The sequence below is a fragment of the Tenacibaculum sp. nBUS_03 genome, from assembly GCF_051201695.1.
Classification (GTDB): Bacteria; Bacteroidota; Bacteroidia; order Flavobacteriales; family Flavobacteriaceae; genus Polaribacter.
Genome location: NZ_CP179214.1, coordinates 3,595,798 through 3,609,493 on the forward strand (window position 1 = coordinate 3,595,798; position 13,696 = coordinate 3,609,493).

At 28.6% G+C, this 13,696-nt stretch carries 16 protein-coding genes; 4 read left to right on the forward strand and 12 right to left on the reverse strand.

Annotated features, from left to right (window positions below; translation table 11 throughout):
* Positions 1 to 33: 33 nt before the first annotated feature.
* Positions 34 to 741: a LytR/AlgR family response regulator transcription factor gene (locus tag ACMFBB_RS16340; RefSeq protein WP_435261804.1), complete on the reverse strand. Its 708-nt coding sequence runs from the start codon at positions 739 to 741 to the stop codon at positions 34 to 36.
* On the reverse strand, positions 735 to 1,712 hold the full coding sequence (locus tag ACMFBB_RS16345) for a sensor histidine kinase (RefSeq protein ID WP_435261805.1): 978 nt from the start codon (positions 1,710 to 1,712) through the stop codon (positions 735 to 737). The genes ACMFBB_RS16340 and ACMFBB_RS16345 overlap by 7 nt, the downstream gene beginning before the upstream one ends.
* 198 nt (positions 1,713 to 1,910) lie before the next feature.
* On the opposite strand from ACMFBB_RS16345, the gene ACMFBB_RS16350 reads away from it, so the two are divergent.
* From ACMFBB_RS16350 to ACMFBB_RS16365, 4 genes are all read left to right on the forward strand, one after another.
* Positions 1,911 to 4,265 carry a TonB-dependent receptor gene (locus ACMFBB_RS16350; protein ID WP_435261806.1) on the forward strand — a complete coding sequence of 785 codons (2,355 nt, stop codon included), beginning with the start codon at positions 1,911 to 1,913 and terminating at the stop codon, positions 4,263 to 4,265.
* Positions 4,266 to 4,270: 5 nt separating this feature from the next.
* On the forward strand, positions 4,271 to 4,750 hold the full coding sequence (locus ACMFBB_RS16355) for a thioredoxin family protein (RefSeq protein WP_435261807.1): 480 nt from the start codon (positions 4,271 to 4,273) through the stop codon (positions 4,748 to 4,750).
* 166 nt (positions 4,751 to 4,916) lie between these two features.
* Positions 4,917 to 5,900 (forward strand): hypothetical protein, encoded by a 984-nt coding sequence (locus ACMFBB_RS16360; RefSeq protein WP_435261808.1) that lies wholly within the window; start codon positions 4,917 to 4,919, stop codon positions 5,898 to 5,900.
* Position 5,901: 1 nt separating this feature from the next.
* The gene (locus ACMFBB_RS16365; protein ID WP_435261809.1) at positions 5,902 to 6,390 is read left to right on the forward strand and encodes a hypothetical protein; all 489 of its coding nucleotides are present in this window, start codon (positions 5,902 to 5,904) and stop codon (positions 6,388 to 6,390) included.
* A 208-nt stretch (positions 6,391 to 6,598) separates the two neighbouring features.
* On the opposite strand, the gene ACMFBB_RS16370 is transcribed toward ACMFBB_RS16365, so the two are convergent.
* The 10 genes from ACMFBB_RS16370 to ACMFBB_RS16415 all read right to left on the reverse strand — a co-directional run bounded on the left by ACMFBB_RS16370 (position 6,599) and on the right by ACMFBB_RS16415 (position 13,536).
* A complete protein-coding gene (locus tag ACMFBB_RS16370; RefSeq protein ID WP_435261810.1) occupies positions 6,599 to 6,832 on the reverse strand; it encodes a hexameric tyrosine-coordinated heme protein in 234 nt (77 codons plus the stop codon).
* Positions 6,833 to 6,843: 11 nt separating this feature from the next.
* The gene (locus tag ACMFBB_RS16375) at positions 6,844 to 7,458 is read right to left on the reverse strand and encodes a hypothetical protein (RefSeq protein ID WP_435261811.1); all 615 of its coding nucleotides are present in this window, start codon (positions 7,456 to 7,458) and stop codon (positions 6,844 to 6,846) included.
* The gene (locus tag ACMFBB_RS16380) at positions 7,459 to 7,719 is read right to left on the reverse strand and encodes a DUF2024 family protein (protein ID WP_435261812.1); all 261 of its coding nucleotides are present in this window, start codon (positions 7,717 to 7,719) and stop codon (positions 7,459 to 7,461) included. It abuts the gene before it with no gap.
* A 28-nt stretch (positions 7,720 to 7,747) separates the two neighbouring features.
* Complete coding sequence (locus ACMFBB_RS16385) at positions 7,748 to 8,764, reverse strand: transporter (protein ID WP_435261813.1); 1,017 nt, start codon at positions 8,762 to 8,764, stop codon at positions 7,748 to 7,750.
* 19 nt (positions 8,765 to 8,783) lie between these two features.
* On the reverse strand, positions 8,784 to 9,533 hold the full coding sequence (locus tag ACMFBB_RS16390; protein ID WP_435261814.1) for a hypothetical protein: 750 nt from the start codon (positions 9,531 to 9,533) through the stop codon (positions 8,784 to 8,786).
* A gap of 61 nt (positions 9,534 to 9,594) precedes the next feature.
* Complete coding sequence (locus ACMFBB_RS16395) at positions 9,595 to 10,353, reverse strand: hypothetical protein (protein ID WP_435261815.1); 759 nt, start codon at positions 10,351 to 10,353, stop codon at positions 9,595 to 9,597.
* A gap of 28 nt (positions 10,354 to 10,381) precedes the next feature.
* A complete protein-coding gene (locus ACMFBB_RS16400) occupies positions 10,382 to 10,615 on the reverse strand; it encodes a thioredoxin family protein (RefSeq protein ID WP_435261816.1) in 234 nt (77 codons plus the stop codon).
* Positions 10,616 to 11,553: 938 nt separating this feature from the next.
* On the reverse strand, positions 11,554 to 12,063 hold the full coding sequence (locus ACMFBB_RS16405) for a hypothetical protein (protein WP_435261817.1): 510 nt from the start codon (positions 12,061 to 12,063) through the stop codon (positions 11,554 to 11,556).
* 14 nt (positions 12,064 to 12,077) lie between these two features.
* Positions 12,078 to 12,503 carry a DUF2911 domain-containing protein gene (locus ACMFBB_RS16410; RefSeq protein ID WP_435261818.1) on the reverse strand — a complete coding sequence of 142 codons (426 nt, stop codon included), beginning with the start codon at positions 12,501 to 12,503 and terminating at the stop codon, positions 12,078 to 12,080.
* Between the two features lie 349 nt (positions 12,504 to 12,852).
* Entirely contained in the window at positions 12,853 to 13,536 is a 684-nt protein-coding gene (locus tag ACMFBB_RS16415) for a sterol desaturase family protein (protein WP_435261819.1), read from the reverse strand.
* Positions 13,537 to 13,696 lie beyond the last annotated feature (160 nt).

The following is a 13,696-nucleotide window of genomic DNA, read 5'->3' on the forward strand; positions in this document are numbered from 1 at the left end:
AACTAAATATAAAAACATGTATGATTTAATATCTTATTTCCAAGTTTTAAAAAAGCTTAATCGATAAGTTTCACTAACAGGTATGTGGTGTTTCCCATTTATACACACTCTATTCCCTTCAACATAACTTATGTGTGCTAAATTGACAATATAAGAACGATGAATTCTAATAAGTTTTTCACTATTAGTAAAAGAGTTTATTACTTTTTTTAATGAACCATATACCATCAAATTACCATGGTTTTTAGTTACGTATTTTACATATTCGTTTTCTGATTTTACAAATAAGATTTCAGAAGTTTGAATTCTATACTGTTTTTTGTCAGATCGAATAATCAAACTTTCCTCTATACCTTTATCTTTTATTTCTAGTTTCTGTGGTTTTTGCTGTACATCTTTTATTTTTTCTATTGTTTTTACAAAGCGATGAAATTCAATAGGCTTTAACAAATAATCTAACGTGCCTAATTCAAATCCTTCAAAAGCATAATCTCTATAAGCTGTTGTAAAAACGACTTTGGTATGATATAATTTTAATGATTTTAAAAAATCTATACCCGAAATATCAGGCATTTGAATATCTAAAAATAAAATATCTATTTGTTCTTCTTTTAAAATAGTTAAAGTATCTAAGCCAGATTTATAGGTACCTATAACTTTCACGTCTTTAATTTTTTTACAGTAGCTTTCAAGAAGTTTTCTTGCGGGTTGTTCATCATCTACAATTATACATTTTAACATAATTTTGTAATTATTTTTAAAGAAACTTTATATTGTCCATTCACATTGCTAATGGACAGAGAGTGTTTTTTAGGGTATAACAAAGCTAACCTTCTAGAAACATTTTTAATTCCTATTCCCCCCACTAGGTCTACTTTTTTATTTTTACTGTATGAGTTAACGCATAAAAAGTTAATTTCATCATGGTTTGATGATAATCTTATAGTTATTCTTCCTTGATCTAAATTTTCAATATTACCATGCTTAAAAGCATTTTCAACAAAAGGTACTAATAACATAGGGGCTATATTACTATTTACATCTACTTTTTTATATTCAAAAACAACATTTTTAATATCTTCATCTTTTAACTTGAATAAATCAATAAAATTACTAATGTATTTTATTTCATCTAATAGAGGTACATACTCTTTTTTATTTCCATATAACGAATAATCTAACATTTTTGATAATTGCATTATTGCTTCAGCACCTTTTAGATTTTTTTCTAAAGTAAGAGAATAAATATTATTTAAAGTATTGAATAAAAAATGAGGGTTAATTTGTTGAATAAGAAAATTTTTTTCAGCAGTAATTCTTTCCTTTTCTTTTGTCTCGTTTTTTAATTGCTCATAATAATTATTAAAAATGAAAGCAGTAAAAACACCTATAAATACGGGTGCTGAGTGAGCCATTATTGTTTCAAAAGCATAATGTCCATTATTTGGTAAACCATCTTCGATAATTGTAATAACAAGTGCACAAATTGTGAGTAATAAAATGTTTAAAAAACTAAATGCTACATATCTTTTTTTTGCAAATAAAATAGGGATTAAGAGTCTGTAGTTTATATAAAATGCTAAAAATTGTGAAATTAAAAATGTTATTGAATGTTCAATAGAGTTCCTTGCTTTCAAAATATATTCAAATAACACATACAATAAAAAAGTATATATTATCCAATAAATATATTGTTTTTGGATACGTTTCATAATATTCAAAATTAAAATATTATTTGTTAAGTTTTGATTTTATTCAGTTAATTAAGATTAAACCTAAGTAAAATAGTTAATTGATTCAGTAGTAAATGATTAATTCTATTGACTGAAGAATAATACGATTTAATTGAAAAACAACAATTCTTATTTAGAACCGTTAAGAATAAACTTATTTTCGCCGAAAATAATAAAATGAAGAACTACATAACATTAACACTACTACTACTTTTTTCATGCTTAATTTCAGCACAAACAAAACTATCGGGTACAATTACTGATACTAACAACACCCCCATTCCATATGTTTCAGTTTATATAAAAGGAGGTGTCCAAGGCACTACAACCAATGAAAACGGAGTGTACGAATTAGAAATTCCTTTGGGCAAACAAACAATTAAAATCAGTTCGCAAGGTTTTAGAAAAATAACTAAAAAAATTAGCGCTAAGAATAAAGCAATTATCATAGATTTTCAGCTTATTGAAGATGTTTTAGGCTTGGACGAAGTTGTAGTAACCGCTACCAGAAATCGAGTGGAAAAAAGAACAGCTCCAGTAGTGGTATCTACGTTAAAAACTAGATTATTAAAGGCAACACAATCTTTATCTGTAGCAGACGGATTAAATTATGCTCCTGGTGTACGTGTAGAAACCAATTGCCAAAATTGTGGTTTCACAGATGTAAGATTAAATGGTTTGGCAGGTGGCTATACTCAGATTTTAGTTAATAGCCGTCCCGTATTTTCATCTTTAATTGGTGTATATGGGTTAGAACAAATTCCTACTAGTATTATTGAACGTATAGAAGTAGTAAGAGGAGGAGGGTCATCACTTTATGGTTCTAGCGCTATTGCAGGTACAGTAAATGTTATTACCAAAGATCCCATTATCAACACTTGGGAAATAGGTACTAATTTTGCTTTAATTGATGGTAAAACAACAGATACAAACCTAACTTTAAACAATTCTTTGGTTTCTGACGATTTAAATAGTGGTATTTCTGTATTTGGTGCATATAGAAATAGAGACTCTTATGATGCTAATAACGATGGTTTTACTGAAATTACAGTACTAAAAAACAACACTCTTGGTGCAAAAGCTTTTGTAAAACCAACCGAAAAAAGTAAAATATCTATAAATTTAAATGCTATTCAAGAGTATAGACGAGGTGGAGATCGTTTAAACTTAGCACCTCATTTTACAGATATTACCGAAGAGTTAAATCATGACACTTTTATTGGTGGAGCAAATTATGAATTGTATAGTAAAGATGATTCAGGGAAATTTCAAATATACACTTCGGCTTCTTATACCGATAGAGATAGTTATTATGGTGGTTTAGGCGGTGCACGCACAAGACAAGATAGCATTACTGCCACCAATGCCTACGGAAAAACTAAAGATTTAGCTTGGGTGAATGGTTTACAGTACACAAAATCACTCAAAAACAAAGATGTAATTACTGCTGGTATAGAATATAACCATTCTAATACGGAAGACCAGATTGCTGGTTATAATAGAATTATAGATCAAACTGTAAATACCTTGGGAACTTATGTTCAATATGAATGGAAACCTACAGATAAATTTACTGCACTTTTAGGTGGACGTCTAGATAATATTTCGGTAAAAGGAGCATATACTATTGAAAATATTAATAGAAGTGCTAATGTAAATCAAACTGTATTTTCACCTCGCCTTACAGCTTCTTATCAATTTACAAAAAGGTTAAAATTTAGAGCGGGATACGCTAGAGGTTTTAGAACACCACAGGCATATAACGAAGATTTTCATATTGCAAATGTCGGAGGAGAGCAACAATTTCTTATCTTATCAGATAATTTAAAATCAGAATTTTCTAACGCATATACAGCCTCTTTTAACTATTCTAAAACCAAAGGATTATTACAAATGGATTTCTTATTAGAAGGTTTCTATACCTCTTTAGAAAATCCATTTATTAATGTAAGTACTGGAGCTAGTTTAGCTAATGGTTCTATCTTAGAGGAAATTCGTAACGGTTCAGGTGCAAAGGTGTACGGTGTTAATTTTGAAGTAGGTATTTCACCAAATCCAAAATGGAAATTTCAATTAGGAGGTACGGTGCAAAACTCAAAATATAAGACATCTGAAGTATTATTTGAATCAGATGGGACTGTTTCTGGAGAAAGCAATGTAATTATTAATAACTTTATACGAACTCCTGATATTTACGGATATTTTAATACTTCTTGGATTCCTAGCAAAAAGTTTAATATAGATCTTACAGGGACTTATACAGGGAGTATGATTGTTCCTTTGATTGTAAGCGATTCTGGATTTTTACAACTTAATAATTCACCATCGTTTTTTGATTTGAATCTAAAGTTAGAAAAGCATGTTGATTTTAACGAAAACTTTATGACTACCATTTCCGCAGGTGTAAGAAACCTCTTTAATGCTTATCAAGATGATTTCCAAGTAGGAGCTGGAAGAGATTCTGGTTATATTTATGGACCTAACCAACCACAAACCTTTTTTGTAGGTATTAAATTTGGAAAGTTCCATTAATTAATATGAAAAAACCATTCATTTTAGTTTGTGTTATTCTTCTGTGTTTTTGTTTACAAGTAAAAGCACAGAAGAATTCTGTACATTGGATTTCCTTTGAACAATTGGAATATTATTTAACAGTAAAACCTAAAAAAGTATTTATTTCCTTATACACTGATTGGTGCGCATATTGTAAAAAAATGGATAAAGTAACTTTTAAAGACTCTAAAGTTATTTCTCTACTCAACAATAATTATTATGCTGTAAAAATGAATGCTGAATCTTTAGATACTATTATATTTGATGGTAAGAAATTCACGAACAAACGAATAAATGAAAGCAGAAAACCAATACACGAAATCCCTTTATTGTTAGCCTCAAGGAAAAACAGTCCTTTTTCGTTACCTGCTAATTTAATTTTAAATAAAAACTTTACAATAAAAGAACGTTATTTTGAATATTTATCCCCCGAAAAAATGAAGGATATTCTTACTAATAAATAGCGGTTATTGGTTGTAAAATAAAAATACATACTAAATAAATCATAAAACTTACAAAAGAGCTACTATCAAGTAGTTCTTTTATATTTCACTGAAAAGACTAATAAATTCACTGATTTTTTTTGATTTCATTACGCTTATCATTGTAATTAGTGTAAAAAATAATAAGATGATACGAAATTTAATAGTTAAACTTGGTTTTTATATGATTTTAGGAATATTTATATCTTGTTCAGAATACACAGGCTATATTCCTGCTCCAGATACAGTGACCTTTCGACAAAAATTATCAGATTATAATATTTTTCAAGGTAATCCAAGTGATTTAACACCTGCTTCAGATTATCATTTAATAGAATTATCTTCTTCTTTATTTGTAAATTATGCAGAAAAACAACGCTTGGTAAAACTACCAGCAGGAAGTCAAATCATTAAGGTAGATAATGGAATTCCTAATTTTCCAAACGGAACCATACTAGTAAAAACTTTTTATTACTATAAAGACAAGCGAAATCCTAATTTAGGGAAAAACATTATAGAAACTCGATTATTAATTAAGGAAGCAGGTTTATGGAATGTTGCTACTTATGTATGGAATAATGCGCAAACAGACGCAACACTAAAACTTGATGGTCTTAGTATAAATGTGAATTGGATAGATCCTAATGGAAATAATAATTCAATTAGATACGAAGTTCCCACTGAACAGAATTGTACTACTTGCCATCAAAAAAATTCAATAGTAGAACCATTAGGACCAACTCTAATGAACATGAATATCGGTATAACACGAAATAATACTACAATTAATCAGTTACAATATTTTCAAGATTTAGGGTTGATAAATAATTTCAATCACACAAAAATACCTGTACTACCTGATTATGTTAGCCCTGCATATACTATAGCTGAAAAAGGAAGAGCCTATTTTCAAATGAACTGTGCACATTGTCATAACCCTACAGGTTTACCAAAAGCTGCTCGTAAAAGATATGATTTTAGATATACTACACCTTTATCACAAACAAGAATACCAGACAAAAAAGGTAAAATAGATAATGTAATTAGAAACGTAGAAATGCCTTGGATAGGCACTACCACATTAGATGTAGAAGGATATGCCATAGTTAATCAATATTTAAAAAGCTTATAAAATGGAAATTACACTAAAAATAACAATAATACTTATCCTGCTTACTTTATTTTCATGTAACAAAAAAGAAGCATATCAGCCTGTTCAAGGAAAATGGATAAAAGGAACTGAGCAAGAAAAACTAAAAATGATTGAAACTCAATTTCGAGGTTTTGATAAAGCTATGATAGAAGTTGGGTATCGATATCAAGAATTATACTGGGCAGGTGAAGATGAAAATTGGGAATATGCTAATTATCAATTGCAAAAAATAAATAAAGCTATTAAACTAGGGCTTCAGCGAAGACCAAAAAGAGCAGCTTCGGCAGAAAATTTTTTAGACTATGTGATTCCTGAAGTAAGAAAGTCTATTCAAGAAAAAGATAAAAAACTATTTCAAAATAATTTTCAAATGATGCGTAATAATTGTACAATATGTCATTCAGTAGAAAGGGTTCCTTCTTTTACTGTTCGTATACCAACTGAAAGACAATCTCCAATAGGAAAATAATTCAATTTGATGATTGATAATTTTATGCGTGCAAAATTATGTTTCGCATCGTTAACATAGTTAAGTTATTTTAGATACTGAAATCTTTTTAAGAAATAAGGGTATGTATGAATGTTATAATCGAACACTTTATTTCTTAAGATTTAAGTTTTAATTATAAATAGCTTTTCGCTTATCCTTGGTTTATTAATAAAATAAATAAACGATATCATTTCCAATAATTATTAGCTTTGGCTAGTGTTTGAAAGTTTATTGCAACAATTTGTGAAGAAGCGAGTAAATCGCCTGCATCTTCAGAATAAATGGGTCTAAGTTTTTTTAATATTTCAACGTTTGGCTGTGCTGATTTTACCCCCATTCTAGATAATTTTATAGCCAGTTCAAAACCCTCTTGTGGAGTTTTTGTAATAAGACTAGGTAACCATGTATCTTTTTTTTCCATTGTGTTATTTTTTATAAAAATTGTATTATCTTTTGCTGTATTTCTTCATAAGGAACATGCCCAAACCATTCATTTATTATTTCATAGTCTGAGTTAAAGAGTACGAAACTTGGAGTTCCTCTTAATTGGTTTAAAGTAAAAGTAAGAGCAATTTTATCTAGAGAATTTAGATAGTTTTTCACCTTATGTTGAAGCGCTTTTTTTTCAAACTCTGGCCAAATGGTATAATTTGGATTTATTGCACAAATAGCATTTACAGCATCATTTAAATCGACCGTATTAGTATCGTTTATTTTATCCATTGCAATAGGAAAGTTTAAATTATAAGGTAATTTATTATAACCTTGCTCTTTCATGAATTTCTTTGTTTCCCCAATAAAAGTTCCTCTTTTGATTAAGTTTTGAGTATTTTCTAGAGTGTTTTTGTCAAAATCTTCAAACGCTGTTGATAGTGCAATAAAAGAAAGGTTTTCTGTATGAAATTCATGATACAATTTATTAAAAAACGGAAGTGCATATGAAAAGCATCCAGGACAATTTACTTGAAAAACTAGTAAAATGTTAAGTTTTTTTAGTTTAAAACTGCCCTGTAGCTCATTGTCAAAATGTAATTTTAGCTTTTTCACCTAATTACAGTTTTCCATTTCAATAATAAAGAATCCCTTACTCATAATTTCATTCTGTACATTTTCAGGGGCTACTTCAATATGGCAAAAATTACATTCACTTGTTGTTAGTTTGCTGTTAGGCATACCTTTATTTTCTAAATATAATTTACCGTATTCATACACTTTTTCTTGAGAGGTATTTTCTTCTACTAAAATATCAAAATGCATTATCACATTATCTTTTTTGGGCACATATGTGTCATAAACTGAAACTTTCATATTATTTAATTTTAAATATTATTTTTTGTTATATACTATATTGAATTCCTATGGTAAAGGATTCTTTTGTTTTCAATTGAAGTCCATTTAGGTTTTGGTATAAAGGATGTTTAAACTCTAACCCCATACGTAAACCTTTCATTATTTGTTCAGGGAATAGAATATTTAATCCAATCCCACTATTAAAGTATTCACCGCCTGTATTTTTGGTATCCGCTGTTGTTACCATTTGAGGGGTAAGGGTTGGGTTTGCTCCCTTTATTTTACTTATTGATATTCCCTCTAATCTTGCAGAAACACTTAACCAAGAAGAGATATCAAAAGAGCTCCAAACAGTAAGTTCGTACTTATTTCCTAAACGATACTTATTTTCATTGGTTCCTGTGCGAATTAAAGAACGACCTTGGGCTCCAACAGTAAGGTTTGTAAATTCATATAAATAAGTCATTCCTAAAGCAAGGTCCCAGGTGCCACTTCCTATTTGCATGGGGTAAGGTAAAATCATTTTATTTGGTGTAGATGCTGGTGTAGTTGCCTTTGAAGAAATACTTCCTGTAGGAAGTACTATTCCTAATTCAGTATGTAATTTTGATTTATTATTATGGATAAGGCGGTACAAACCAGTAATTTTTACATCTCCAAACCCAGAAGATTCTGTAGTAAAATTGCGACCCATTCGAGTAATATGATCCATTTCATTTGTTACATATTTAAACATCAATGAGAGTGTTAGTTTATTACTAGGAGCATACATTAGTCCAAACATGTGACCATACATAGGCATTTTTGTAGGACTTACCATATAGTTATTTAATGCAGTAGAAAAAGAAGTGTCGTTGCTGCCGTTTTTTAAATTTTCCATATTCATATACATAAATCGGTATGAGAACATCCATTCTCGTTTATCATGAGTATGATCTCCCATAACTCCTATAGGAGCGTGGTAACTTGGTTTACTACTATGATGATGTGATGCTTTCTCTTCTTGACCAAAAAGAGTTTGAAAACTTATAAAAATAAATATAAATGTATGTTGTATTTTCATCTGTCTTAAAAATTAGGTTTTATTTTATATTGAATTTTCTTACCCCTGAATTATTAAATAAACTACCAACTGAAGCTCCTTTATAATCAATTAATTCTATTTGAATTTTATGCTCCCCCTTTTGTAGTCCTTCGATAATATATGGTTGCCATTTATCTACAATAAACTGATGATCGTTTAATGTTATTTTTACTTTATTTCCATTTCGATCAAGTTTAGTGTTGATAAGATAAAAGTCAAGCAATATTTTATCTCCTTTCTCTATTTGATAAGTTCCTTTTGGTCTACTATAAAATAGTAATGGGTCTTTTTCAATATTAATTGGTGAAATTTCATTGTTGAATTGGTATTGTTTTAATACATAAGCTCCATCCTCTTTTATACTCTCATGAAATGATCGTGATAAAAATGCCAATACTATATTGGAATTAGTATTGAAGTTAGCTTCAAATGTTTTGGAATACTTGGCCTGATAAGGCCCATTATTAATAATAAAATGAATATGTTGACCTTTGTGAGAGTTTGCTAGGTGATTAGAATTAGACTCAGAAGTTTGTTTTTTTAATGTATAAGAATCAACCTCAAAAGTAAAATTATTTTTTCCTAGTTTAACCGAAGTATCTTTAGTCAATAAAGTAAGTTTGGCATTATTGAAATTATCCAATGTTTTTTTGGGATATACTTTAATACCATTTGAATCATAAACATCTTTGTTTATTGAACATCCTTTTAGGGTTAATGAAATGCAGATTAAAATTAGTATTCTCATGCGATAACTTTATTAAGTTTAAGTGTTCCTAATTTGAGGAACACTTAAACATTGTTTGTTATTATTTATGTATTACTTTGTATGGAAGCGATAAATCTCCTGAAGCTACACTGTAAACTGCATAAACTCCTAACATGGGTAGGTTTTCTTTTTTCCATTGAGTATTCACTTGCATATAAGCTGCTACTCCATCAAATGAAAAGTTTGTTACATTGTTTATTCTGAAACGAGGCACAACTACTTTTATTGAATTTCCTTTGGTTATAGTATTATAACCTGGAGAATCCATATACATTGGCATTCCTGGGTTTGTAGTTGGGAGTTTTACATTTTTATTCTCCTTGTTAAACATTTTAACACTAAGTCCTCCAGCTACTCTTTTATCATTTGTTAGTACAACCCAATGTGGATGCCATATTACACCTTCTGATGCATTTGTAGGATTACCATCTACATCTTCATCCCATAAAGGGGTATCATCAAAATCTGGGTGAGAAGTTAAAGCTAAAGCAACAATTCCTTCTGTTTTAGAAAATCCAACATCTGTTGATTTTAAGTTAGTAGGAAAAACATATCCTAGTACCGGAGCTCCATTTAAGCTACCTACTGCTTTTGGAACACTATTTCCTGCTTTGCCTTTTACATTAATATCAAACACAAAATGTTCTAATTCTGAGTCGTATGTTACTTCAGCTTTCGTTATTTTTAAATCATTGCTTGATTTAAATTTTGAATCTTCATTTGTTTTTATTTGTGCTGAACAAGAAACAAATGAAATGATACATAATAATACTAATAGATTGTTTTTTAAAGTTGTCATATCACATAAATTATATTGTTTAAAAAAATTAACCTTTTACATCTGATATAGATGCTCCAAAATTGATATGTAACACATTACCATTTGGGGTTACTAAAGCCGGAACAGATTTTACTCCTGCAATCTCAGCTTCACTAATTTTATCTTTTACTACTCCAATGTTTACTATTTCAACATTTTCTCTACCTATTAAGTCTATAACATCATGTTCTGCACTAATACATACAGGGCACCCTGCGTGATAAAAAATTGATTTACTCATATCTTATATTTTTTTATTGTTGGCTTTATTGCCTATGCAAATATAGTTAGGATTCCTAACTAAAAAAAATAAACGCTTATTTTTTTTATACTACTATCGTTTTTGATAGGTATAATGGGCATTGTAGCTTCTTATTTAGTCAAGCTTATTTAAAGGATTTTGCTTAAAAAGTATTCTTTAACGAATTTAATTGCATCAGAAATAAACAATCTCTGGTTGTTTTTTTGTCAGATATCTATATGGAGTACTATTAATTTTCAGATTAAAATGTCTTAAAATATTTGGATTAATTTTTATATAGGTTTAAAACTTTTTTAATCGTATCTTTAGAAGTTATACACATTTTTTAGTGTACTTATTTTAATAAGATAGTTTAATTATTCTAAGGGTAGGTGAGATTACAAAACTTGCTACTGACATTGGAAACATAAAGTATGATAAATAAGATTCATTAGAAAAAATAATATTAAAAGAAAATCTGTTTAATTAAAGGAAAAAAGTTAAGAATAAAGAAAGTACAATTATGCAACGATATAAGTTTTGATTTTAAAAGAGTAAGAATAAACTTTATACTAAAGAGGCTGTCTTAAATGTTAAGACAGCCTCTTTTTTTGAAATTTAGTATCGTTGAGTTCTTGTTATTCAATGATTTACTGGAATTATTGTAATTTTTAGCGATAGCTTTATTTCGCTGCACCATACATTAGATCACCTCTTCATGTAAATTGTTGTAATTTTCTTTGTCCAGATATAGTTTATGTATCTCTGTTTTTTACATAAAGATAGAAGTAATTCTAGTTTGACTTAAATATTATTTAACATTGACTGGTCGTAGACGTTAATGAACTTATTTTTAGTTGAATCTATTTTCAGTCACTAGAAATAAACCAGAAATAGTCAATTAATTGTTAGTAAAATCAGATTAGATAACAATAATTTTATTTAAATCTTTCTAAATCAGAAATCAAATTATTTGTTTCAACTCTAAAAAAATTAATATTCACTGGGTTTTCAGCTTCTATCTTTTTTAACTCATCCCTCATTTCTCCTTTTACCATTTTAAGAGCTTCTTTCTTTCTCCCCATTTTTTTCAAAACGTTCGTTTTTAGTCTAAGAATAAACCATAAACTTTCAGTATTCATGTTATCTGCAAGTTTACCATCTGATGTATACACCTGTTTAATGGATTTATTTGTAAACTCCAATGCTTTTTCTAATTTAATTCCCTCGCTAACATAATAATTAGCAAAGCTATAATAATCCCAAGCAGTGACCCCAGCTAATTTATTGTTTATTGTATTTTCTATTCGCTCATTCGTAAAAAATGTAATAGGTACTTTTATTCCTGTATTTTCCCATTCTAAAACTAAGTTTGCTCCATTTCCTGTAATATCTTGAAAGGAAAACATCATAGTTTCAATTTTTTGAGATAACTTATAAGAAGGCACAGAAGTTAAAAGTTTTAATTTAGACTCATCCCACTTCGCTCTTGGATTGGATATATTTGGATTTTTGGATCATCAACAGGAACTCCTCCCCAATCACCTATATTTTTATCATACAAATAGAAATTCCAATTTTTCTTATTAGGCATTGTAAAAATACTATAGGTACCTGATCTTATAGTGTCTCCTTTAATTAATACCGAGCCACTAAAAGTTATTTTAGTGTCATCATTTGCACCAGTTCTCCATTTTTTACCATAAGGAACTAGTCCTCCAAAAATTACTCTATCCCTGATAGATGGTCTTGAGTAATCTACAGTTATAGTTTTAAATCCTACTTTTTGTTCAACTTTCGCTCTAGGACTCATCTCCGGGAATTGTTGTTGCCCAAGTACCATAATCGTACTCGACAGAAATAATAATAATAATACGTTGGTTTTCATAAGGTTTGTTTTTTAAAAAATAATATTGTTATTGATAAAATTATGTTTTTTTTTGTTGTAAAGTCTTAAAATAAAGTTAATTAGGTGATTTAGGCTTTTATATTTGTATTCAAGATTAAGTTAAGAGTTAATCTAAACAATTGAATAATTACAATGTTTTTGTGATAAAAGAAAAATTATTGAAGGTGAACTTGCAATACTATAGATATAGGTTAAATTTTATTTACGCTGTTTTTAAGTATAGCCTATTGGGTGTTTGATAGTATAAAAATATATAGAATCTTGTTTGGTTTGGAATTTAGGAATACTATGAAAAATAAAGGAAATTAGCAATTAATTTTATTTGGTTTTACTTCAGTTCTTTGTTAGCAAATGTATTTTTATCTTTCTCTTCTGTTTTAAATAATTTATCCCATAAAAATGTATAAAACCCAAAATTTCTATTATCAAGCTTATGATGCGCTTTATGAAATGTATTCGTTGTAAAAATAAATAAATAGGGTGTATAGGTACTACCATTTAAATGTGTTATTAAGCCATACAACCAATTGAAAAATAAAAACAAAATAAAGCCATAAATATTAAACTGGAACAAAATGGTTACCATAGTTAGTAACAATCCAAAAAATATAGATTCCCAAGGAGACATATGATATAAGCTTATACAATTAAACTTATCTGAATGTTCGTGATGCTTTGAGTGAATTTTGTTTAATAACCCTATGCTATGAGATAGATAATGTAAAATGTACATCAAAAAATCCATCAATAAAAATAACCCAACAAAAGAAAGCCAAATGCTTGACTCAGAAAAAATGATTACATCGTTAATCCATAATATATACCCTGGTATTGCTATTAAAATATTTATAAGCAAAGTAAGTATTGATCCTATTATTTCTTTTTTCAGTAAAACTTCTTGATACTTATAAATCTTATTCCATAATTTGCTGATAGCAATAGTTAAGCCGTATGAAATAATATTAGCAGTTATTAGTATTAAGAAAAAAGTAAAAGGATTTTTTAAGTCCATTTTTCTTGTTGTTAATTATTTGACTGAATTTTTTATTTATGATTACTTGCAATTTTTCACCAAATATAATTAAAATCATTCGGTTTGGTATTGGTTAGTTCTTTCAAGAGAGAATCGGAAATAGCAATGAATTATTTTGTTGTAGGCAACCAGATTTATG